The 20,909-nt window shown below is 67.5% G+C and carries 19 protein-coding genes; 1 reads left to right on the forward strand and 18 read right to left on the reverse strand.

All coding sequences use genetic code 11. The features are described from left to right. Positions 1-20: 20 nt before the first annotated feature. The 18 genes from QFZ83_RS15890 to alaS all read right to left on the reverse strand — a co-directional run bounded on the left by QFZ83_RS15890 (position 21) and on the right by alaS (position 19,676). Positions 21-989 carry a PDR/VanB family oxidoreductase gene (locus QFZ83_RS15890; RefSeq protein ID WP_307507987.1) on the reverse strand — a complete coding sequence of 323 codons (969 nt, stop codon included), beginning with the start codon at positions 987-989 and terminating at the stop codon, positions 21-23. A gap of 19 nt (positions 990-1,008) precedes the next feature. Then, positions 1,009-2,055, reverse strand: a complete 1,047-nt coding sequence (locus QFZ83_RS15895) for an aromatic ring-hydroxylating dioxygenase subunit alpha (RefSeq protein ID WP_307507988.1) — start codon at positions 2,053-2,055, stop codon at positions 1,009-1,011. An 11-nt stretch (positions 2,056-2,066) separates the two neighbouring features. Continuing rightward, positions 2,067-2,288: a recombinase-like helix-turn-helix domain-containing protein gene (locus tag QFZ83_RS15900; RefSeq protein ID WP_013541995.1), complete on the reverse strand. Its 222-nt coding sequence runs from the start codon at positions 2,286-2,288 to the stop codon at positions 2,067-2,069. A gap of 31 nt (positions 2,289-2,319) precedes the next feature. Continuing rightward, entirely contained in the window at positions 2,320-3,489 is a 1,170-nt protein-coding gene (locus QFZ83_RS15905) for an FAD-dependent monooxygenase (protein ID WP_307507989.1), read from the reverse strand. 29 nt (positions 3,490-3,518) lie between these two features. Further along, entirely contained in the window at positions 3,519-4,526 is a 1,008-nt protein-coding gene (locus tag QFZ83_RS15910; protein ID WP_307507990.1) for a tripartite tricarboxylate transporter substrate binding protein, read from the reverse strand. Continuing rightward, positions 4,523-5,494 (reverse strand): VOC family protein, encoded by a 972-nt coding sequence (locus QFZ83_RS15915; protein ID WP_307507991.1) that lies wholly within the window; start codon positions 5,492-5,494, stop codon positions 4,523-4,525. The genes QFZ83_RS15910 and QFZ83_RS15915 overlap by 4 nt, the downstream gene beginning before the upstream one ends. A gap of 13 nt (positions 5,495-5,507) precedes the next feature. Next, a complete protein-coding gene (locus QFZ83_RS15920) occupies positions 5,508-6,983 on the reverse strand; it encodes an aldehyde dehydrogenase (RefSeq protein ID WP_307507992.1) in 1,476 nt (491 codons plus the stop codon). Positions 6,984-6,993: 10 nt separating this feature from the next. Further along, positions 6,994-7,782 carry an aspartate dehydrogenase gene (locus tag QFZ83_RS15925; protein ID WP_307512725.1) on the reverse strand — a complete coding sequence of 263 codons (789 nt, stop codon included), beginning with the start codon at positions 7,780-7,782 and terminating at the stop codon, positions 6,994-6,996. Between the two features lie 29 nt (positions 7,783-7,811). Continuing rightward, positions 7,812-9,512 (reverse strand): thiamine pyrophosphate-binding protein, encoded by a 1,701-nt coding sequence (locus QFZ83_RS15930; protein ID WP_307507994.1) that lies wholly within the window; start codon positions 9,510-9,512, stop codon positions 7,812-7,814. Then, a complete protein-coding gene (locus QFZ83_RS15935) occupies positions 9,505-10,341 on the reverse strand; it encodes an SDR family oxidoreductase (RefSeq protein ID WP_307512728.1) in 837 nt (278 codons plus the stop codon). The genes QFZ83_RS15930 and QFZ83_RS15935 overlap by 8 nt, the downstream gene beginning before the upstream one ends. 22 nt (positions 10,342-10,363) lie before the next feature. Further along, the gene (locus QFZ83_RS15940) at positions 10,364-11,203 is read right to left on the reverse strand and encodes an IclR family transcriptional regulator (RefSeq protein WP_013542003.1); all 840 of its coding nucleotides are present in this window, start codon (positions 11,201-11,203) and stop codon (positions 10,364-10,366) included. 40 nt (positions 11,204-11,243) lie between these two features. Continuing rightward, positions 11,244-12,116, reverse strand: coding sequence for an alpha/beta fold hydrolase (locus tag QFZ83_RS15945; protein ID WP_307507996.1), 873 nt, complete (start codon positions 12,114-12,116; stop codon positions 11,244-11,246). 7 nt (positions 12,117-12,123) lie between these two features. Continuing rightward, a complete protein-coding gene (locus tag QFZ83_RS15950) occupies positions 12,124-12,672 on the reverse strand; it encodes a cupin domain-containing protein (protein WP_307507998.1) in 549 nt (182 codons plus the stop codon). A 33-nt stretch (positions 12,673-12,705) separates the two neighbouring features. Continuing rightward, entirely contained in the window at positions 12,706-13,521 is an 816-nt protein-coding gene (locus QFZ83_RS15955; protein WP_307508000.1) for an SDR family oxidoreductase, read from the reverse strand. A gap of 7 nt (positions 13,522-13,528) precedes the next feature. Next, positions 13,529-14,515, reverse strand: coding sequence for a tripartite tricarboxylate transporter substrate binding protein (locus tag QFZ83_RS15960; RefSeq protein ID WP_307508002.1), 987 nt, complete (start codon positions 14,513-14,515; stop codon positions 13,529-13,531). A 176-nt stretch (positions 14,516-14,691) separates the two neighbouring features. Continuing rightward, complete coding sequence (locus QFZ83_RS15965; RefSeq protein ID WP_306876999.1) at positions 14,692-15,951, reverse strand: D-amino acid dehydrogenase; 1,260 nt, start codon at positions 15,949-15,951, stop codon at positions 14,692-14,694. 60 nt (positions 15,952-16,011) lie between these two features. Continuing rightward, entirely contained in the window at positions 16,012-17,052 is a 1,041-nt protein-coding gene (locus QFZ83_RS15970; protein ID WP_307508003.1) for a 2-dehydropantoate 2-reductase, read from the reverse strand. Beyond that, entirely contained in the window at positions 17,052-19,676 is a 2,625-nt protein-coding gene (alaS, locus tag QFZ83_RS15975) for an alanine--tRNA ligase (protein WP_307508005.1), read from the reverse strand. The genes QFZ83_RS15970 and alaS overlap by 1 nt, the downstream gene beginning before the upstream one ends. A 254-nt stretch (positions 19,677-19,930) precedes the next feature. On the opposite strand from alaS, the gene QFZ83_RS15980 reads away from it, so the two are divergent. After that, positions 19,931-20,752: a ferritin-like domain-containing protein gene (locus QFZ83_RS15980; RefSeq protein ID WP_307508006.1), complete on the forward strand. Its 822-nt coding sequence runs from the start codon at positions 19,931-19,933 to the stop codon at positions 20,750-20,752. Positions 20,753-20,909: the final 157 nt, after the last annotated feature.

Here is a 20,909-nt window from a genome sequence, read left to right on the forward strand (position 1 = left end):
GATGTCTCGGTTGGTTTTTCTCAGATGTCCAGCACCAGCCGCTCGCCCTTGCAGCGAGAGACGCAGATCATCATGGTCTTGTTGGACGCACGTTCGATCTTGGTGAGGATGCCGTCGTGGTGCTCGACTTCGCCTTCGAGAACCGCTGTTTCGCAGGCGCCGCAGACGCCTTCCTTGCAACTGTGATCGGGGTTGAGTCCGGCGTCGATGAGGCTGTCGAGGATCGACTTGCCGGCCGGCACCTCCACGCTCTTGCCGCTCTTCGCGCACTGCACCACGCAGCCTTGCGTCGCGCTCGGCGCCTCCACATGCACGGCGGCGAAACGCTCGATGTGCGCGTTGGCATAGCCCAGTTGTTCGCAACTCTTCTCGAACGCATCGAGCATCGGCGTCGGGCCGCAGCAGTAGTAGTGGCTCGCGGCGCCCTTGCCCGCCAGCAGCTTCGCGAGGTCGGGCGGTGCGCCCTTCTCGTCGTCGAAGTGCCAGGTGAGCGGGATCGCCTTCTCTGTCGCGAGCGCCTCGATGGCTTCGCAGAACGCGGACTCCTTGCGGGTGCGTGCGCAGTACAGCAGTTCCACCGGCTGGCCGATGGCCGCGAGCCGCTGCAGCATGCACCAGATGGGCGTCACGCCGATGCCGCCGGCCACAAGCACCGAGCGCTCGGCGTCCTCTTGCAGCTTGAAGTTGTTGCGCGGCGCCGAGATCGGCAGCGTCATGCCCACGCGCAGCTGCTGATGCACATAGCGCGAGCCGCCGCGGCTCTTGCGGTCGTTGAGCACGCCGACCACGTAGCGCTGACGGTCGCTGGCCGGATTGCACAGCGAGTAGCTGCGCACCAGCCCGTTGGGCAGATGCAGGTCGATGTGGGAGCCGGCTTCGAAGGCCGGAAAGTCCACGGCGGGCGTGGGCGGCCGGAACTCGACACTGACGATGCCGTCGGCCTCGTAGCGCATCGTGTGCACGAGGGCGTTCAGCGTGGGAGAAGACATGGGCGTGCTCGCTTCCCGGTCAGGCCGTCGCGGCTTCGGTGGCTTCGGCCAACTGCGCTACGGCGAGGTTGCGCATGTGGCGGCGGAGGCGAACGATGCCCAGGTCGTGCTGGTACAGGTTCTCGTGCTGGTTGGCGTCGGGCTCCATCTCCTCGAGCATCACGCGGTCCTGCTCCAGCACATGCCAGTGGCGCGCCTCCAGGCGGTTCTTGTAGAGGAAGCGCCAGGTGTCGCGCTCCCAGCCCTTCGCGAGCTTGCGCACGCGCCAGAAGAAGGTGGCCGTCATGCCATTGGCCATGGGCGAGAACGCGCCGATGATGATGAAGTTGCCGCCGGGGCCGCCGGTCTTCGGGTACGGGATCTCCAGCCGCATCCAGTGGATGCCGGTGTCGGCCCATTCGGTCCAGTCGAAGTTGACGTTGCGCTGGCCTTCCTTCTCGAACACGAAGCCGATGTCGGTCTGGCGAATGCCGAACTTCGCCGACGAATCGCCCTCGGCCATCGAGTGCGACTGCTTGTGCAGGTAGGTGCCGTGCATCGGGTCCATCACGTTGTCGAGCACGTAACGGTAGTCGCCCTTCCACTCGGTGTAGCAGAGGAAGGACGCGTACTCGGCCTCGTCGGTGAGCTGTTCGGGCAGCACCAGCGGCGGCGGAATGTCGACCGACTCCTTTGAGTTATAGAGGAACACGGCACCGGCGCGCTCCTGCACATGGAAGTGGCGCGTGGCTTGCGAGCCTTCGAGCTTGCAGCCGGGGCTGCCGGGCACGCGCGTGACGACGCCGTCATGGCGCACCTCGACGCCGTGGTACGGGCACGAGAGGCGGTCGCCCAGGATCACGCCCTGCGACAGCGGCGCGCCGCGGTGCGGGCAGCGGTCTTCCAGCGCATGCAGCACACCTTCGCCGTCACGCCACAGGGCAATCTTGCGGCCGAGGCGGCGCAGGGAAATGGGGTTCTCCTTGATGAAGTGCGAGGGACAGATCGGGTACCAGAGGTCTTTCAGGCCGATCTCGAGCAGGTGGTCGACCGGGTCGGCGGGAACGGGAGTGATGGCGATGGTCATGGGGGTTCCTCTCAGGCAGCGAGCGCGGCCATTTCCTTGCGGTACAGCGCTTCGGTCCAGGGCTGGCCACCGGGGGTGGCGAGGCCGCTGTCGTTCAGGCGCTGCACGAGGCCGCCCAGGTCGTGAATGCCATCGGCGAAGGCGCGTTCGATCACGTCGCCCAGCAGGTCTTCGTAAGTGGTGGCGGGGCGCTGACGCGCCTGGTGCGGTTGGAGATAGCGGTCTTGTTGCATCGTGGGCCTCCGGGGGTGAGGTGAAATGAAATCAGGCGGTGGCTGTCGCTGCTGCGACGGCAGGCGCGCCGAGCGGCACTGCCCAGGCGTCGTAGCCGTAGACCCAGTCCGCATTGCCGCCTTCGCGCAGCCAGTTGTTGCCGCGCGAGCCGAGCTGCACCTGGCTGGCGCGCTCGATGCGGGCTTTCTCGTAGCTCTTCAGCGCCTCGGCCGCATCGGACATCGACACGCCTTCGAGGTGGCGCGAGAGCACCACGGCGTCTTCGATCGCCATGCCCGCGCCCTGCGCCATGAACGGCAGCATCGGGTGCGCCGCGTCGCCCAGCAGCGCCATGCGGCCCTCGGCCCATGCGGGCATCGGGTCGCGTTCGTACAGCGCGGTCTTGAGCACCGTGTCGCAGGCATCGAGCAAGGCGCGCGCCTCGGGGTGATAGGCCACGTACTGTTCGCGCAGCTCGTCGACGCTGCCGGGCGCGGTCCACGATTCGAGGTGCCAGGTGTCCTGCGGCGTGGTCGCGAAGATGAAGATGTCCTTGCCGCGGTTCAGCGGGAAGGTGACGATCTGGCTCTGCGGATTCGGGCCCCACCACTTGGTGAATGCGCCGAGGTTCGGCACGCCGGCCACGCGCTCGGCGGGCACGACGGCGCGGTAGGCGACGATGCCGGTGAAGCGCGGGCTCTCCGCGCCGAACATCGCGGTGCGCACGCACGAGTGAATGCCATCTGCGCCGAGCAGCACGCCGACGCGGGCGCTCGTGCCGTCGGTGAACGAGAGGGTGACGCCCTCTTCGTCCGCAGCGATCTTCTCGGCGCGCTTGCCTAGAGCGACACGCTCGGCCGGGAACATGTCGGCCAATGCGGCCAGCAGGTCGGCGCGGTGGATGGTGAGCTGCGGTGCGCCATAACGTTCTTCCGCCGAATCGGCCATCTCCAGCCGCGAGGTTTCTTCGCCGGTGTCGTAGGTGCGGCTGATGCGGTGCGACGGGCGCGCCGCCGTCACGCGGGCTGCTTCACCAACGCCCAGCCCGTCGAGCGCGCGCACCGCGTTGGGCGTGAGGTTGATGTCCGCACCTACGCGGGCGAATTGCTTCGCCTGCTCGAACACGACCACGTCGTGCCCGGCGCGCCGCAGCGCGATGGCAGCCACCAGGCCGCCGATGCCGGCACCGACGATGCCGATGGTGGATTCGCTTGTCTTCATGATGTCTCTGCCTGGTTCTTGCTTGCGGCTCACTCGGCCACGATGTTGCGGGCCTTGATGATTCGGGCCCACACGGCTGTTTCTTCGCGGATGTGCGCAGCGAATTCGGAGGGCTTCATCGCCGCATCCGTCATGCCCTGCACCTTCAGGCGCTCGCGCACATCGGGCTGGGCGAGCATCTGCGCCGCGTCCTTCGCGAGCTGCTCGACCACGGCGGGCGGCGTGCCCTTGGGTGCCAGCAATCCGTACCACGAGGTCACGGTCACGCCCTGGATGCCCTGCTCCGCCAGCGTCGGGATGTCAGGCGCCGCCGCGCTGCGCTTGGCCTCGGTCACGCCCAGCGCGATGAGCTTGCCGTTCTTGATGAAGGGCATGGTCGCGGGCAGGTTGCTGAACATCAGCGGCACCGAGCCGCCGAGCACGTCGTTGAGCGCGGGCGCCGTGCCCTTGTAGGGCACGTGCAGCAGGTCGATGCCGGCCTGCTGCTTGAAGAGTTCGCCCGCCAGGTGCAGGCCGCTGCCCACGCCGGGCGACGCATACGACAGCGTGTTGGGCTTGGCCTTGGCCATCGCGACCAGTTCCTTCGCGCTCTTGATGCCCGACGACGGCGCTGCCACCAGCACGTTGGGCGCCTTGGCGAGCATGGTGACGGGCACGAAGTCTTTCTCGATATCGAACGGGAAGTTCGGCATCAGCGTCGGGTTGATCGTGAGATTGCCCGCCGGCACCACCAGCAGCGTGTGGCCGTCGCCCTTCGCGCGCTTGGCCTTGTCGATGCCGATGTTGCCGGCCGCGCCCACGAGGTTCTCGACCACGGCGGCTTGGCCGTAGCGCTTGGCAAGGTCGTCGGAGAGCACACGCGCCAGCGTGTCGACCGGCCCGCCGGGCGGGAACGGCGAGACGATGGTGAAGCGCTCGCTGGAGAGCTGCTTCTGTGCGTCGCCCTGCGCATGCACCGGCATGACAACAGCGGCCAATGCGGCGAACAGAAGGGAGATGGAAAAACGTCGTTGCATGGTGATGATCGAGTCAGTCATTTCTTCTCGGTGAGGAAAGCGCCCTTCGGGCCTTCCGCGTTCTTCTGGCGGCGCGTGTGGCCGTCGAGGCCGCCATCGACCGCCCATTCGGCGAACACCGTCGGGCCGGGCTCGAACTCGCGCGGCTGCCAATCGGCGGTGAGCTGGTCTTCATCGGCGTAGTACTCGATGAGTCCACCGGCCGGGTTCTTGAAGTACCAGAAGTAGGCCGACGACACCGGATGCCGCCCCGGGCCGAGCTGCGTCTCCCAGCCGCGGCGCGAGAAATGCAGGCCGCCGCCGAACACTTCGTGGATGTCGCGCACGGTGAAGGCCACGTGGTTCAGGCCGCGCTTGCCCGAGGGGATCTGCAGCAGGAACAGGTCGTGGTGGCCGCCCTCGGCCGCGCAGCGCATGAAGGCGCCGCGGTTCGGGTAGCTGTCGGACGAGACGAAGCCGAAGCGATCCGCGTAGAACGCACTGGTGCTCACCACATCGCTCACGAAGAACACGACGTGGCCGACTTCGATGGGCGTCGCGCGCTCGTAGATCGGCGCGGGCTGGTTCACGCGCAGCTTGGCGTTCCAGGTGTTCATCGCGCCGCAGTCGACTTCCACCGCGTGCTTGCGGCTGACCTGCAGGCGCACGGCGAGGCCGTTGGGGTCGATGCAGCCGATGCGGCGCGCGCCATCGACGGTGGCGTCGAAGAACGCCGGGTCTTTCGAGATGGCGGCGGCGTAGCGGTCGAGGTCCGCGTCGCTTTCGACGCCCCACACCACTTCGCGCAGCGTCGGGCCTTCTTCCATCGCGGGCGGCAGATTCGCCTTGTCCAACGCCGCAACGACAACCTTGCAGCCGTTGAGGCACTCGAAGACGAGTTCGTCAGCCGCTTCCGACTTCAGGGTGAGCCCCCAGTCCTCGAAGAACTGGCGGCAGGTGGGGAGGTCGTCCGCCCCGTAGGTGATCTGGTCGATGCCTAGAACGCTCATGGCCGTGTCCTCTTCAGTTCGCCCATGGGAGCGGCTGGTCGTTGGTGCCCCAGTACATGCTCTTCTGCTCCATGTACTGGAAGATGCCTTCGCGGCCCTTCTCGCGGCCGAGGCCGCTGTCGCGCCAGCCGCCGAACGGCGTCGACACGGAGAACTGCTTGTAGGTGTTGACCCAGACCGTGCCGGCCTGCACCGCGCGGCCGAGCTTCCAGGCGCGCTTGAAATCGCGGCTCCACACGCCTGCGGCCAGTGCGTAGACGCTGTCGTTGGCCTGCGCGATCAGCGATTCCTCGTCGTCGAAAGGCATCGCGACGAGCACCGGGCCGAAGATCTCTTCCTGGCTGATGCGCGCGCTGTTGTCCAGCCCTTCGATGATGGTCGGCTTGTAGAAGTAGCCGCTGTCGTAGCCGGCGCCGTGCGGGCGCACGCCGCCCGTGCGGATACGGCCGCCTTCGGACACGCCGAGGTCCACATAGCGTTCGATGCCTTCCCGGTGCTTGGCCGTGATGAGCGGGCCCATCTGCGTCTGCTCCGACGCCGGGTCGCCCACGCGCAGCGCATTGGCGCCTTCGGCCAGCCGCGTGAGGAACTCGTCGTAGATGCTGCGCGCGACGAACAGGCGCGAGCCCGCGATGCACGACTCGCCCGACGAACTGAAGATGCCGTAGAGCACGCCGTTCACCGCGTGGTCGAGGTCCGCGTCGTCGAGCACCATCGTGGGCGACTTGCCACCCAGCTCCAGCGACACCGGCATCATCTTGTCGGCCGCGATGTGGGCGATGTGCTTGCCGGTGGTAGTGCCGCCGGTGAACGACACGCGCTTGACCAATGGATGCTTCGTGATCGCGTCGCCGATGACCGAACCCTTGCCCGGCAGCACGCTCACGATGCCCTTCGGCACGCCGGCCGCTTCGCAGATGCGCGCCAGTTCCAGCGCCATCAGCGGCGTGACTTCGGCGGGCTTCACGACCACCGCGTTGCCGGCGGCGAGCGCCGGCGCGAGCTTCTGCGCTTCGCTCGCGATGGGCGAGTTCCACGGCGTGATGGCGGCGACCACGCCCATCGGCTCGTGCACGCTCATCGTGACGAAGGCACCGCGCGACGGGGTGATGGTTTCTTCGAGCGTCTCCAGCGCCGCCGCGAAGAACTGGAAGGTTCCCGCAGCGCTCGCCACGAGGTTGCGCGTTTCATTGATCGGCTTGCCGTTGTCCAGGCGCTGCTTCTGCGCGAGCGATTCGCTCTCTTCGCGGATCAACTGCGCCACACGGTGCAGCACCGCGGCGCGCTCGTGCGGCAGGCGCTGCGCCCAGCCGCTGGTGCGGAAGGCGTGGTCGGCGCGGGTGATCGCCTCCTCCACGTCGGCGAGGCTCGCGGCCTTCAGGCGCGCGATCGGCTCGCCGGTGGCGGGGTACAGGCTTTCATACACGTCGCCGCCGCCAAGGCGCCATTCGCCGGCAATGCAGATCGGGAGAAGTTCGGAGGAAATCATGGGGAGCAATTCAGATGGCGAGGGGTGCGACGCGGTTGCGCAGCGCGCGCACCGCGCTGTACACGGTCAGCGCCGATGTCTTGGGGTTGGCCGCGAGCGGCTTGTTGCGCATGGTCAGCTCGAAGCTGCCGAAGGCGCCCTCGGCTTCGACGGTGTGCACGTTCTCGGCGGTGGCGGGGTCGGCGATGAGGCGCACCAAGGTCTTGTCGAGGCCTAGGCCCGCGAGCGAGACCGTGGCCGCGACGTTGGCGTTCTTCGGGTAGAGCAAGGCGGCTTCGCGCGCGCTGCCTTCGAAGATCACCGTAGCTTCTGTCAGCGCATCGAGGTCACGGCCCTGCTCGGCCGGCGTGCCCTTCCAGGCCTTCGGGGGCTTCCGGCCGGTGTAGCGCACGCTGTCGAGCCCACCGATGCGGGCCGCGGCGAGCGCATCGATCGCGCCGATGGCGCCGGGAATCAGTTGCACCTGCGTGCGGCCGGCGATGGCGGCGGCTTCGAGCTTTTCAGCGAGGCCAGCAGCCGACAACGCGCCGACCGAGGCGACCACGCAGGGCGTGCCGCGCGCGAGCGCCGGCAGCACATGCTCTTCGATGGCTGCGTGTCCGGCCGTCTCGACCACGAGGTCGATGCCGGCGACCGGCACCATGCTCGCCACCTGTACGTCCGGCACCGCCTTCTGAGCGACGGCCATGCCTTCGGCGGGCACGACGACGACCGTCACCCGCAGGGCCGGATCGTCCCGCAAGAGCTCGAGCACCGCGGTGCCGATGGCGCCGCAGCCGATGAGTGCGATGCGCGTGATGGTGGTCATGGGCGTGGCTCCGTTTGCTCTCACTGGGCCGTGCCGAGCGCGGGAATCTGCGTGACCGTGTTGGTCGGCGGGCCGGCGAAGCTGGTCTTGAAGCCGCCGATCGACAGCATGTCGATCTCCAGCAGGAAGGGGCCGTCGGTGGAAAGCGCTTCGTCAAGGCGCGCCGGCAGGTCGGCCAGGTCCTTCACTCGGGCGTGCGGCAGCGCGATGGACTTGCACAGCAAGTCGTAGTCGGGCGTGTGCAGCTCGGCGTAGCACTGGCGACCGCCGTACTGCGCATCCTGGATGTTCTTGATGACGCCGTAGCTCTTGTCGTTCATGAGCACGATCACCATCGGTGCCTTCTCCTGCACCATGCAGGCCAGTTCGCCCAGGTTCAGGATGAAGCCGCCGTCGCCGGCCAGGCAGAAGGTCTTGCGGCCCGAGCCGGTGACGGCCGCGCCGATGGCCGCGCCGATCGCCATCGGCATGCCCTGCCCGATGCCGCCGCCCGTGGCGTGCACGCCGGCGCTCGGTTCGAAGATGCGCAGCTCGCGGTTGCCCCAGGTGCTGTTGGAGACAGTGACGTCGCGCACCCAGTTGAACTGGCGACCCGCCACCGACTGCAGCCGGCGCACGAGTTCAGCGTACGGACCGAGGCCGTCGCGCAGCGTGGCCACCGCCTGGTCGTGCGCGGCGCGCAGGTCGACCAGCAGTTGCGGATCGGCCTTGTAGCCGGTGGCTTCGAGGCGGTCGGCCAGGCCTTCGAGGGCCAGGGCCGAATCGCCCCAGACGAAAGCTTCCGAGGCATAGCAGCGGCCTTCGGCGGCGGCATCGGCGTCGATGCGGTACAGCGGGCGCGGCAGCTTCAGTTCGTACTTGAGCGTCTCGTTGCCGCGCAGGCGCGAGCCGACCACGAGCATCGCGTCGCAGGTTTGATAGAACGCCTCGACCGGCTTCTGGATGTTGTAGGCGCCGAGAGAGCCAGCGTCGTCTTCAGGCACGGTGCCGCGGCCCTGCGTGGTGGTGACCACGCCGAAGCCCAGCTTCTGCAGGCGCTGGATCGCAGCGCGGGCATGGCGCGCACCGCCGCCGACCCACAGCAACGGGCGCTTCGCTGATTTGAGGCGTGCGGCCAGCGCATCGAGACCGGCTGCCGAGGGCACAGGGCGCTCGATGGGCAGCGGCGAGAGGTCGGCCGGCATGGTGGTGAGGGCCGACTGGATGTCGATCGGAATCTCAACGCTCACCGGGCCGGTCGGTGCCGTCAGCGCGAGCTGCACTGCGCGCTTGAGCGTGCCGAGCACCGTCTCCACGCTGCGCACCCGCAGCGCGGCCTTCGACACCGCCTTGAGCATCGTGAGCTGGTCGGGCGCCTCGTGGATGTACGACATGCCCTTGTCCAGGTACGGCGTCTCGATCTGCCCGGTGATGTGCAAGAGCGGCGCACCGGCGGTCAGCGCCTCGACCAGGCTGCCCGCGATGTTGCCCGCGGCCGGGCCGGTGCTGGTGATGCACACGCCCAGGCTCGCGGTGGAGCGCGCATAGGCGTCGGCCATGTTGCCCGCGCCCGCCTCGCCGCGCGAGGAGACGAAGCGGATGGTGCCGCGCTGCGCGAACGCATCGAGGATCGGCATGTTGTGGATCGAGATCACGCCGAAGGCCGCCTTGACGCCGCACTGTTCGAGAAAGGCCGCGACGACTGCGCCGACCGTGACCATGTTGTTGTTGGGTTTATGCATGGCGCGAATGGCCTCCGGAGATATCGATGTGGCTGCCCGTCGTGTACGACGCGAGGGGCGAAGCGAGGAAAAGGATCGCGCGTGCGGCTTCGGTCGGAAGCCCCAGGCGACCCAGCGGGATGTGTTTGGTCTTCGCGAGCTGGGTGCTCCAGGCGGCCCAGTCCTCGGACTTGTCTTCGCGCGCCTCGAAGCGGCGGCGCCACTGGCCGGACTCGACGAGGCCGATCAGGATGCCGTTGACGCGCACGCCCTGCGGCGCGAACTCGGTGGCCATCGAACGCACGAGGTTCAACAGGCCCGCGCGTGCGGCCGAGGTGGCGACCATGTGCGGCTCGGGCTGGCGTGCCAGCAGCGAGTTGGCGCAGACGATGGCGGCATCGCCCAGCACGGCGCGCTGCGCGGCGAGCTGCGGCAGGAAGGCGCGCGTGGGATGGATGACGGAGAAGAACTTCAGGTGCAGTTCTTCCATCCACGCCGCGTCGGCGGTATCGGCGAAGGTGGAGACCCGCCCCTGCCCCGCGTTGTTGACGAGCATCGAGGCCGGGCCGAGCGCTGCTTCGCTGGCGGCGGCGAAGGCTTTCACCGCGGCGCCATCGAGCACGTCGCAAGATTGGGCGAAGAGCTTTGCGTTGGGGAACTGCGCGCGGAGGCCGGCCACCGCACCATCGAGCCGCTCGGCGTTGCGGCCGCACAGCGCGACGGCGGCGCCGCTCGCAAGCAGCAACTCGACGGTCGCGAGGCCGATGCCCGAGGAACCGCCCGTGACCACCGCCACGCGGCCCGCCAACGCATCGGCGGCGAAGAAATGGGAAGGTGCCTGCATCGTCATGTCCGTCACGTCCGTCATGTCGTCACGCGCTGCGAAGCGGCACCACCTTGTTGCTGCGCGCAGGCGAGTAGTTCAAGAGGCCCGAGATCTCCTCCGCGGTGCTGCGCACGCGCAGCACCATCTCGTCCATGCGGTTCTCCTCGATGTGGCCCGAGGTGATGGTTGCGCCCAGGGCAGCAACGATGTGGCCGCTGTGATCCCGCACCGGCGCGGCGATGCTGGAGATGTTCGATTCGAAGAAACCTTCGCCCAGCACATAGCCGCGCGTGCGGTCGGCCTGCACCATGTCGAAGAGTTCGTTCACCGTCTTGGGCGTGCTCGGCGAGAAGGTCTCCAGCTTGTCCTCGGGGTAGAGCGCGCGAAGTTGCGGCAGCGTGAGGTCTTCGAGCAGCACGCGGCCCAGCACCGTGGCGTGCGCCGGCAGGCGGGTGCCCACGGTGACCGAACTGGCGAAGGGCGTGGGCGGCGCGACCTTGGCGACGTAGACGATCGAACGCCCGTCGCGCACCACCAGGTTGCAGGGCGTGCGCAGTTCGTCGCACAGGCGGTTGAGCAGCGGCGTGCCGAGCTGCGTGAGCTCCAGCGAGGCGAGGTATTCAAAGCCCAGGCGCAGCACCGCAAGCCCGAGGCGGTAATCGCGCCCGCCCTCGGCACGCTCCAGGAAGCCCATGTTCTCCAGCGTGGTGAGCAGGCGGAACACGGTCGAGCGCGGCAGGTCGAAGCGGCGCGCCAGCTCGGGTGCGGAGAGCGTGCGGTTCTCGCGGCTGAATTCGCACAGCACGCGCAGGCCGCGTTCGAGCGCAGGCACGTTGTAGCGGTCTGCGCCCTCTTCCATCGCTTCGCTGTTGTCGTTGGTGGTCATGTGTTCGTTGGTCCATTGGGTTGTTCTGCGGCGGTCCGCATCAGGCGGCGAGTGCCTCGCGCAGCAGCGCGGCGACGGCCTCGGGCCGCTCCACATAGCTGGCGTGCCCGGCACCGTCGATGGCTTCGAGCGTCACCCCGCAGCCGCGCGCAACTTCGGCGCAGGCTTCGGGCGTGGTGACGACATCGAGCGTGCCACAGGCCACGCGCACCGGCATGGCGGGCGGCAGGTCGGCCAGCAGGTCGCCGTTGCACAGCAACTCAACGGCCTGGCGGTAGCCGCCGTCGTTCAGGCGGGCCATATTCCAGCGCACCCACTGGCGAGCGAGTTCGCTCGCGCCGTCGGAAACGAGGCGGCCCGCGCGTTTCGACGCCATGCCGGCGATGCCGAGTTCGTCGAGCGTGGCGAGGCGTTCGGCGCGCACCCTGGCGCGGGCTTCGGCGCGCGACGGTGCGCCGTAGCCGGCGGCCGGGCTGATGAGCACGAGGCGGCGGATGCGCGAAGCAATTGCCGAATCCTTCCGCGCGGCCGACGCCGCGGTGAGCGCGCCGAGCGAGTGGCCGACGAGCACGCACGATTGAATGTCGAGCGCATCGAGCAAGGCATGCAGGCGTTCCGCGTAGTCCGCTGCGGAGGGTGCGGCAGGCGCGAGCGGCGTCGATACACCGTAGCCCGGCGCATCCCATGCAATCACACGGGCCTGCGGAGCCAGCAGCAAAGCGACGTTGAGCCACGAGGCCGCGCCCGAGCCGATGCCGTGCAGGCACACGAGGGCCGGCCCCGTGCCGTGCTCGCGCACCGACACCACCGCGCCACCGCCGACCGGCACGTCGCGTGCGGGAAAGCGGGCGTCGAGCAGCGCCAGCTCGGAAGCGGGCAGCGTCAATGCATCGATGACCATCGCGTCGCTCATCCGGTCCTCAGCGCTTGATCTTCGCCAGCGGGTGATCGGCCGGGTACGTCGGCGTGATCGGCTTCTTCGCGCCGAGCATCACGCACATCAGCGCGTCTTCGTCGCCGATGTTGATCTCCTCGCGGTACACGCCGGGCGGCACCGAGATCAGATCGCGGTCGGTCATGATGGTTTCGAAGCGCTCGCCGTCCTTCTCGATCACGACCTTGAGCTTGCCGCGGATGAGGAAGAACACTTCCTCCACGTCGGTGTGCAGGTGCGGCGGGCCTTCGTGGCCGGCCGGGATCACCATGGTCGAGAAGGTGAAGTGCTCCGAAGGTACGGTGTTCACATCCTTCGCGACACCGGTGCCGCCGGTGCCCACGTAGCGCATCTGCGCGCGGCGGTATTTCGGGTCGAAGTCGGCCTGGAACTTCAGCGCGTCCCAGTCGTACTTGCGGGTTTCGTAGCGCGCGATGCGGGTGTTCATCCACTCGGCGAGGCTCGTGCCTTCGGGCTGCGCCAGCGTCGTGCCAGCGGCCTCGTTGATCTTCTGTTGTTCGGACAAATCGCTCATGGGTTTACTCCTTCGTCGGAAAAATTCGTTCAGTCAGTGCATCGCAAAGCCGCCGTTGACGGCCAGCAACTGGCCCGTCACGAAGCGCGAGAGGCCGGACAACAGGTACAGCGTGGCGCCGCAAACGTCGGCGGCCTGTTGCTCCCGCGGGATCGCGCGGCCTTCGAAGTATTTCTGGTGGCGCGCCATCGGCACGTACTCGGTCGCCTCGACCAGCGTGAGCCCCGGCGCCACCGCGTTGACGGTGATGTTGTCGCCGCCCCATTCGCGCGCCAGCGAGCGCGTCATCGAGATGACGGCGCCCTTGCTCGATGCGTAGGCCAGCAGGTTGGGCGCGCCCCAGAGGGCGGTGTCGGAGGCGAGATTGACGACCGCGCCACGGCCGCTTGCAGCGAGCGCGCTGCGGCAGGCGCGGCCCATGAGCCAGGTGCCGCGCACGTTGACGTTCATCACGCGGTCCCACATGTCGATCTCGAGCTGGTGCGCATCGCGGCCGCCCGAGTTGGTGATGGCGGCGTTGTTGACCAGGCCGTCGAGCCCGCCGAGCAGGCGGATCGCTTCGCCGGCGCAGGCATCGATGGAAGCCGGTTCCGACAGGTCGACGGTGAGCGCATGCGCCTTGTGGCCCGCATCGCGCAGCGCCTTCGCTTCGGTCTCGGCAAGCTCGCCGAGGATGTCGGCCAGCACCACGCTCGCACCCGCCGCGGCGATGCACTGCGCGAACGCGAGGCCCAGGCCGCGCGCGCCGCCGGTCACCAGCACGCGGCGGCCGGCCAGCAGGTTCGCGGGCAGTTCGGCCAAGAGCGACTGCAGGCTCGACGGATCGGGAATGGCTTTGAGTTCGGTCATGGCGTGTTCAGTCGGCCTGGATGCCGAGCTCCTTGATGACCTTGCCGAAGCGCGCGTAGTCGGCCGCATTCGTCTTGCCGAGCACGTCGGCATCGCCGCCCACCGGCGTGGTGCCGAGCACGGCCATGCGCGCGACGATGTCGGGCATCTTGAGGATGTCGTTGAAGTGGCCGTTGAGCGTCTTCACGATCTCGGGCGGCAGGTTGCGCGGGCCCCAGAGGCCGTTCCAGGCGACCACCTCGACGTCCTTGTAGCCCAGCTCGGCGAGCGTCGGCACAGTGGGCGCGAGCGGCGAGCGCTGGCTCGAGGCCACGGCCAGCGGCTTCAACTTGCCGTTGGCGAAGTACGGCGCTACAGGGCCGAGCGTGATGAAGGTGACGGGCACATGGCCGCCCAGCACATCGTTGACCGCGGGCGCCACGCCCTTGTAGGGCACGTGCGCGAGGTTCGCACCCGAGGCGCGGGCGAACATCTCGCCCAGGATGTGCATCGGCGAGCCGCTGCCCGGGCTCGCATACGAGAGCGACTTGCCGGTGCCCTTGGCCGCGGCGACCGCGTCTTTCGCCGTGGCGAAACCGCTGCCGGCGCTCGCCACGAGGAACAGCGGCAGGCTGCCGGTCTGCACGATCGGCGTGAAGCCGTTGAGCACGTCGTAGCCCGCGGCGCCGTTGGTCTTGAGCACCAACTGCGCGATCGAGAAGGTGCTGGGCGCGAGCAGCAGCGTGTAGCCGTCGGCCGGCGCCTTCGACACGTAGCTGCTGCCGATGATGCCGCTGGCACCCGGGCCGTTGTCCACCACCACCGGCTGCCCCACCCGCGCCGAGAGCTTCTCGGCGTAGAGCCGCGCCAGCGCGTCGGTGTCGCCGCCGGCCGGATAGGCGACCACCAGCGTGATCGGCTTTGCCGGGTAGTTCTGTGCCCAGGCAAGACCGGTGGCGCAAACACCGGCCATGGAAATGGCGGCTGCGATGGCAAGTCGGCGAGTGTGTTTCATGGGTCCGTCGTGGTTCGCGTTTGTTTCATTAGAGAAACAGCGATTTATTAATGGAACGCACGAAGGATAAACACGAAGACAACTTCGTGACTAAGTAGAAACCCTAGATGTCGCAACCCAACGTAAACAGGGCGGGCCTTTCGGACCGCCCTGCTCGGAGATGGGGAGCGCGCCTGCTAGCCGCCGTAGCGCGCCACGGTCAGGCCTTCCATGTCGATCTCGGGCGCCTTGCCTGCGACCAGATCAGCCATCACGCGGCCGGTGCCGGCCGCCATGGTCCAGCCGAGCGTGCCGTGGCCGGTGCTCAGCATCAGGTTGGGAATGCGCGTGGCGCCGATGACCGGCGTGCCGTCGGGCGTCATCGGGCGCAGGCCCGTCCAGAAGGAGGCATCGCGCACGTTGCCGCCCTTGGGAAAGAGATCGGTCACGACGTGTTCGAGCGTGTCGCGCCGACGCGGGTTGAGCGCGAGGTCGAAGCCCGAGAGCTGCGCCGTGCCGCCCACGCGGATGCGGTCGCCCAGGCGGGTGACGGCCACCTTGAAGGTCTCGTCCATCACGGTGGATTCGGGTGCGCCGCCCGCATCGGCGATCGGCACGGTGATCGAGAAGCCCTTGACCGGGTACACCGGCAGGTCGATGCCCAGCGGCTTGACCAGCGCGGGCGAGTAGCTGCCTAGCGCGACCACGTAGCGGTCGGCGGTGAAGCTGCCCTGGTCGGTGCGCACCGCGGTCACGCCCTTGGCACGGTCGTGTTCGATCGCTTGGATGTTCACGCCGAAGCGAAAGGTCACGCCTTCAGCTTCCGCCAGCTTCGCGAGCGCCTGCGTGAACTTGAAGCAGTCGCCGGTCTCGTCACCCGGCAGGCGCAGCCCGCCGACGAACTTCTCCTTCACCGCTGCGAGCGCGGGCTCGTAGGGCAGGCAGCCGTCGCGGTCGAGCACCTGGTAGGGGACGCCGGAGGCCTTGAGCACTTCGACATCTTTCGCGGTGCCGTCGAGTTGCTGCTGCGTGCGAAAGAGCTGCAGCGTGCCCTGCATGCGCTCGTCGTACTGGATGCCCGTATCGGCGCGCAGCGCCTTCAGGCAATCGCGGCTGTATTCGGCCAGCCGCACCATGCGGCCCTTGTTGAGTTCGTAGCGCGCCTGCGTGCAGTTGCGCAGCATCGAGAGGCCCCAGCGCCACATCGCCGGATCCAGCATGGGCTTCACGACCAGCGGGCTGTGCTGCATCAGCATCCACTTGATGGCCTTGACCGGAACGCCGGGCCCGGCCCAGGGCGCCGAGTAGCCGGGCGAGACCTCGCCCGCGTTGCCGAAGCTGGTTTCGAGCGCAGGCGCCGGTTGGCGCTCCAGCACCGTCACCTCATGGCCGGCGCGTGCCAGGTAGTACGCCACCGAGGTGCCGATGACACCGCTGCCGAGAATCAGGACCTGCATGAGAACCCCCTCTTTCTTGTAGGCCTAGCGCCGCAAGAGCCCGAGGGTACAGGCTAAGCGCTACAGGCCGAGAGCGTCTTGCAATCGCCGTGCCGGCCAGCGTTCTGGCTGCTTCGGCCAGGCTTCGAGCAGCGCGACCATGCGCGCATTGCGCGGGGCGCTCAGGCCGTGTTCCTGCGCGAGGCGCACGACCTCGCCGCTGAGCGCATCGATCTCGGTGCGGCGGCCGAGCGCCAGGTCGTCGGCCATGCTGGAACGCGCCTTGGCATCGATGCGCAGCATGCGCGCCGCGACGATGCGAAACAGCCAGTCGGGCAGGCGCAGCAGGCTCGAAAGCCGTTGCGCCGGTACGGCTGCCACCTGCGCGGGCGTGATGCCGCTTACGCCGAGCACACCCAAGGTTTCGTCGATGAGCGCGGCGAAGCACCGGCGGTAGCCTCGGTGCATCAGCTCCTCGCGCAGCGGCAGGCCCGAGAGCGCGTTGACCGGGTTGTTGAGATTCAGCAGCAGCTTGCCCCACTGCACCGGCAGCAAGTCTTGGTGCAGGTCGAGCGGCACACCGGCGCGTTCAAACACCGGCAGCCAGGGGCGCAGCGCCACGTCGTCCTTCGCGGCGAGCTGCCCGGGTGTGCCGCGATGGAAGGCGCCCTCGCCGATCTCGGCCACGTTGTACGGCACCATGCCCGGCAGCACGTTGAGCGACGGGCCGGCGTGCGATGCCGCCGCACTGTTGGAGATTCCGTTCTGCAGCGAGACGACCGTGGTGCCCGCAGGCAGCGCGAAGGCCAGTTCGCCCGCCGCCTCGGCGGTGGCGCCGCTCTTCACGCAGAGCAGCACCAGCGCGGGCTTTGCGCCGACAGGCACCTGCTCGCACAGGCGCAGCGCCGAAGGCTGGATGTGGTGCTTCGCGCCGTCGAGGTCGCTGAGCGAGAGGCCGTGGTCCGCGAGCTTCTTGAGCACGCGGGGCCGTCCGACGAAAGTGACGGGCACGCCCGCCGCGGCGAGCCGGCCGCCGATGTAGCAGCCGATGGTGCCCGCGCCCATCACAAGCACCTCGCCGGGTGGCGCGCCAGACTCCTTGCCGGGCAGCGCCTCTGTCATCAGACGCGTTCCGAGACCCAGCCCTGAACCGACTTCAGCGCGGCAGGCACGCCCGCCGCATCGGTGCCGCCGGCCATGGCCATGTCGGCCTTGCCGCCGCCCTTGCCGCCGACCTGTTGCGCCACGAAGTTGACCAGCTCGCCGGCCTTGGCCTTGCCCACGGTGTCGGCGGTGACGCCGGCCGCGATCTGCACCTTGTCGCCGTCGACGGCGGCCAGCACGATGATGGCGGTCTTGAGCTTGTCTTTCAGCTTGTCCATGGTGTCGCGCAGCGTCTTGGCGTCGGCGCCGTCGAGCTTGGCCGCGAGCACCTTGATGCCGTTGATGTCGACCGCTTGCGCGATGAGTTCGTCGCCCTTGGACGACGCGAGCTTGCCCTTGAGCGAACCCACTTCGCGCTCCAGCGCCCTCACCTGCTCCAGCACCTGCGAAAGGCGCCCCTGCAGCTCGGCAGCCGGCGACTTGAGCGTGGCGGCCACGCTCTGCACGGTCGATTCGAGGTCCTGGAGGTAGGTGAGCGCGTTGGCGCCCGTGACCGCCTCGATGCGGCGCACGCCGGCAGCCACGCCGCCTTCGCTCACGATCTTGAAGAGGCCGATGTCGCCGGTGCGGCCGACGTGCGTGCCGCCGCAGAGTTCGCGACTCGTGCCGATGTCCAGCACGCGCACGGTCTCGCCGTACTTCTCGCCGAACAGCATCATCGCGCCGGTCTTCTGGGCCGATTCCATGTCCATCACGCGCGCCTCTGTGGCGACGTTGGAAAGGATCTCGGCATTCACGCGCTTCTCGATCTCCAGGATCTGGTCGCGCGTGACGGGTGCGTTGTGTGCGAAGTCGAAGCGCGTCTTGTCGGCATCGACCAGCGAACCCTTCTGCTGCACGTGGTCGCCGAGCACTTCGCGCAGGGCCTTGTGCATCAGGTGAGTGACCGAGTGGTTGCGCATGGTCGCGTTGCGGCGCGCGCCGTCGACCGCGGCCTTCACCGCGTCACCGACCTTGAGCGTGCCCTGGGTCTGCGTGCCGTGGTGGCCGAACACGTCGGCCTTGATCTTCTGCGTGTCTTCCACGCCGAACTGCACGCCTTCGGCGCTGAGCACGCCCTGGTCGCCGACCTGGCCGCCGCTCTCCGAATAGAAGGGCGTGGTGTCGAGCACGACGATGCCGGGTTGGCCTTCCTTCAGTTCGTTGACGGCAGCGCCTTCGAAGTACAGCGCGACGACCTTGGCGCTTTCCTCGAGATGTTCGTAGCCGGTGAAGGTGTTGCCCGCGCCGGTGTATTCGACTTTGCGCTTCTGCTGGAAAGTACTTCCACCCCGGCCCTTCTCCTTCTGCGCTTCCATTTCCGCCCAGAAGCCGGCCTCGTCGACCGCAACTTCCCGTTCACGACAAACGTCTTGCGTCAGATCGAGCGGAAAACCGAAGGTGTCATGCAGTGTGAAAGCCACCTTTCCCGGCAACGTTTTCACGCCTTCTTGCAATTCGCCTTCGAGGATGGCCATGCCGTTGGCAATGGTCCGGAAGAAGCCTTCTTCTTCGACCTTCAACGTCTCGGTGATTTTTTTCTCGTCGGCCACGAGCTTGGGATACGCATCGCCCATGAGCTTCACGAGGTCGGGCACGAGCTTGTGGAAGAACGGCTTCTTCTGGCCCAGCTTGTAGCCGTGGCGAATCGCGCGGCGCACGATGCGGCGCTGCACGTAGCCGCGGCCTTCGTTCGAAGGGATCACGCCGTCGGACACCAGGAACGAGGTGGCGCGGATGTGGTCGGCGATCACGCGCAGGGAGTTGTTGCCCAGGTCCTTCTCGCCCGTTTCGCGAGCGGCGGCCTTGATGAGCGCGTCGAAGATGTCGATCTCGTAGTTGCTGTGCACGTGCTGCAGGATCGCGGCCAGGCGCTCCAGGCCCATGCCGGTGTCGACGCAAGGCGCGGGCAGCTTCTTGACCGAGCCGTCGGGCTGCATGTCGAACTGCATGAACACGTTGTTCCAGATCTCGATGTAGCGGTCGCCGTCTTCATCGGGGCTGCCGGGCGGGCCGCCGGGGATCTCGGGGCCGTGGTCGAAGAAGATTTCGGAGCACGGACCGCAGGGGCCCGTGTCGGCCATCATCCAGAAGTTGTCGGACATGTAGCGGCCGCCCTTGTTGTCGCCGATGCGCACGACGCGCTCGGGCGGCAGGCCGATTTCCTTGGTCCAGATGTCGTAGGCCTCGTCGTCCTCGATGTAGACGGTGGCCCAGAGTTTTTCGGCCGGGAGCTTGTAGACCTTGGTCAGCAGCTCGAAGGCCCAGGTGAGCGATTCGCGCTTGAAGTAGTCGCCGAAGCTCCAGTTGCCCAGCATCTCGAAGAAGGTGTGGTGGCGCGCGGTGTAGCCCACGTTCTCGAGATCGTTGTGCTTGCCGCCGGCGCGAAGGCACGCCTGGACCGAGGCGGCGCGCACGTAGTTGCGCTTGTCTTCGCCGAGGAACACGTCCTTGAACTGGACCATGCCCGAGTTGGTGAACATGAGGGTCGGGTCGTTGCCCGGCACCAGCGAGCTCGAAGGCACCACGGTGTGGCCCTTGGAGGCGAAGAAATCGAGAAAGGTCTTGCGGATGTCCGCGACCGTGAATGTGGGCTGGCTCATCTTTGGATTTCGTCTTCTGTCGAGGGCGGCCTGGCGATGGCGACCTCTCGTCGAAACCACTGCGTTGAACCGACCTAACTGCTTGATTTGCTTGAACAAACGATTATAGGTTTGCCCATGGCGCCCGGGCGTGGCCGGGGCCAAGGGCGCGATCGGGACGCCGCGGCTAATATGCGCCCTGGCGCCCGCGCGACCGAACCAAACGCAGCGAGCCCCGTCCTATTCATATGCACAACATGAATCAAGGAGTCCGCATGCCAGGTCTTGAGGCCGAACACTGGAAGATCGAGGACCTCGATTTCTCTCGCATCGCACTCGACAAGGTGCGCCTGGACGAGAACCTTTTCTACCTCGTGACCTCCGCCTCGTTCATCGAAAGCGGCTCGGACCTGTACACGCACAACCTGGTCGATTTTTTCCGCGGCGACGACGAAGTCACCGACTGGCTCTCCAACTACTGGGAACCCGAGGAGCTGCAGCACGGCCAGGCCCTGCGCGCCTATGTGCGCCACGTGTGGCCCGAATTCGAGTGGGACACGGCCTACCGCGGCTTTCTGGAGGAATACGCGACCTACTGCAAGGTCGAGCTCCTGGCCCCGACCCGCGCTCTCGAGATGACTGCGCGCTGCGTGGTCGAGACCGGCACCGCCACCTATTACCGCGCCATGGCCCGGGCCACCGACGAGCCGGTGCTGAGCGACCTGGCCACCCGCATCGCGACCGACGAAGTCAACCACTACAAGCACTTCTACCGGTTCTTCCGCCGCTACCGGGAGCAGGAAAAGCTCAGCCGTTTCCGCGTGATCGGCACCATCGGCCGGCGCACGCTGGAGCTCAAGAGCGAAGACGCCGACTGCGCCATCCGCCACGTCGTGAAGGCCCGGGCGCCCCATCGCGCCGACGACACGGCCTATGTGCAGCAGCTGAGCGCGCGCATGAACAGCACCATCCGCACCAACCTGAGCGCAGGCAGCACGCTCAAGATGCTGATGCGGCCCCTGGAGTTGCCCGCCGGGGTGCAGACGGTGATCCAGTACCCGATCAAGCAGTTCATGCAGCACGTGTTCCTGCGCTAGCCGCCTCGGAACCCTTCACCCCCCATCTTCCCCTGGGCATCACGGGAAAAATCGGTCCCCGCCGACAAGGGATGGGCCGTTTTCCCGGCCTTGTCCTGCATGGGTTTTTCGTGCTCGCATGATTGAATTTGGTATCCGAATCATTCATGGAGCAACC

The sequence above is a fragment of the Variovorax sp. W1I1 genome (assembly GCF_030815625.1).
GTDB classification, from domain to species: domain Bacteria; phylum Pseudomonadota; class Gammaproteobacteria; order Burkholderiales; family Burkholderiaceae_C; genus Variovorax; species Variovorax paradoxus_C.

Excerpts from the sequence above, each read along its gene's own strand:
- QFZ83_RS15890 (WP_307507987.1), bottom strand. The coding sequence starts at position 989 with ATGTCTTCTCCCACGCTGAACGCCCTCGTGCACACGATGCGCTACGAG.
- QFZ83_RS15895 (WP_307507988.1), bottom strand. The coding sequence starts at position 2,055 with ATGACCATCGCCATCACTCCCGTTCCCGCCGACCCGGTCGACCACCTG.
- QFZ83_RS15900 (WP_013541995.1), bottom strand. The coding sequence starts at position 2,288 with ATGCAACAAGACCGCTATCTCCAACCGCACCAGGCGCGTCAGCGCCCC.
- QFZ83_RS15905 (WP_307507989.1), bottom strand. The coding sequence starts at position 3,489 with ATGAAGACAAGCGAATCCACCATCGGCATCGTCGGTGCCGGCATCGGC.
- QFZ83_RS15910 (WP_307507990.1), bottom strand. The coding sequence starts at position 4,526 with ATGACTGACTCGATCATCACCATGCAACGACGTTTTTCCATCTCCCTT.
- QFZ83_RS15915 (WP_307507991.1), bottom strand. The coding sequence starts at position 5,494 with ATGAGCGTTCTAGGCATCGACCAGATCACCTACGGGGCGGACGACCTC.
- QFZ83_RS15920 (WP_307507992.1), bottom strand. The coding sequence starts at position 6,983 with ATGATTTCCTCCGAACTTCTCCCGATCTGCATTGCCGGCGAATGGCGC.
- QFZ83_RS15930 (WP_307507994.1), bottom strand. The coding sequence starts at position 9,512 with ATGCATAAACCCAACAACAACATGGTCACGGTCGGCGCAGTCGTCGCG.
- QFZ83_RS15935 (WP_307512728.1), bottom strand. The coding sequence starts at position 10,341 with ATGACGATGCAGGCACCTTCCCATTTCTTCGCCGCCGATGCGTTGGCG.
- QFZ83_RS15940 (WP_013542003.1), bottom strand. The coding sequence starts at position 11,203 with ATGACCACCAACGACAACAGCGAAGCGATGGAAGAGGGCGCAGACCGC.
- QFZ83_RS15945 (WP_307507996.1), bottom strand. The coding sequence starts at position 12,116 with ATGAGCGACGCGATGGTCATCGATGCATTGACGCTGCCCGCTTCCGAG.
- QFZ83_RS15950 (WP_307507998.1), bottom strand. The coding sequence starts at position 12,672 with ATGAGCGATTTGTCCGAACAACAGAAGATCAACGAGGCCGCTGGCACG.
- QFZ83_RS15955 (WP_307508000.1), bottom strand. The coding sequence starts at position 13,521 with ATGACCGAACTCAAAGCCATTCCCGATCCGTCGAGCCTGCAGTCGCTC.
- QFZ83_RS15960 (WP_307508002.1), bottom strand. The coding sequence starts at position 14,515 with ATGAAACACACTCGCCGACTTGCCATCGCAGCCGCCATTTCCATGGCC.
- QFZ83_RS15965 (WP_306876999.1), bottom strand. The coding sequence starts at position 15,951 with ATGCAGGTCCTGATTCTCGGCAGCGGTGTCATCGGCACCTCGGTGGCG.
- QFZ83_RS15970 (WP_307508003.1), bottom strand. The coding sequence starts at position 17,052 with ATGACAGAGGCGCTGCCCGGCAAGGAGTCTGGCGCGCCACCCGGCGAG.
- alaS (WP_307508005.1), bottom strand. The coding sequence starts at position 19,676 with ATGAGCCAGCCCACATTCACGGTCGCGGACATCCGCAAGACCTTTCTC.
- QFZ83_RS15980 (WP_307508006.1), top strand. The coding sequence starts at position 19,931 with ATGCCAGGTCTTGAGGCCGAACACTGGAAGATCGAGGACCTCGATTTC.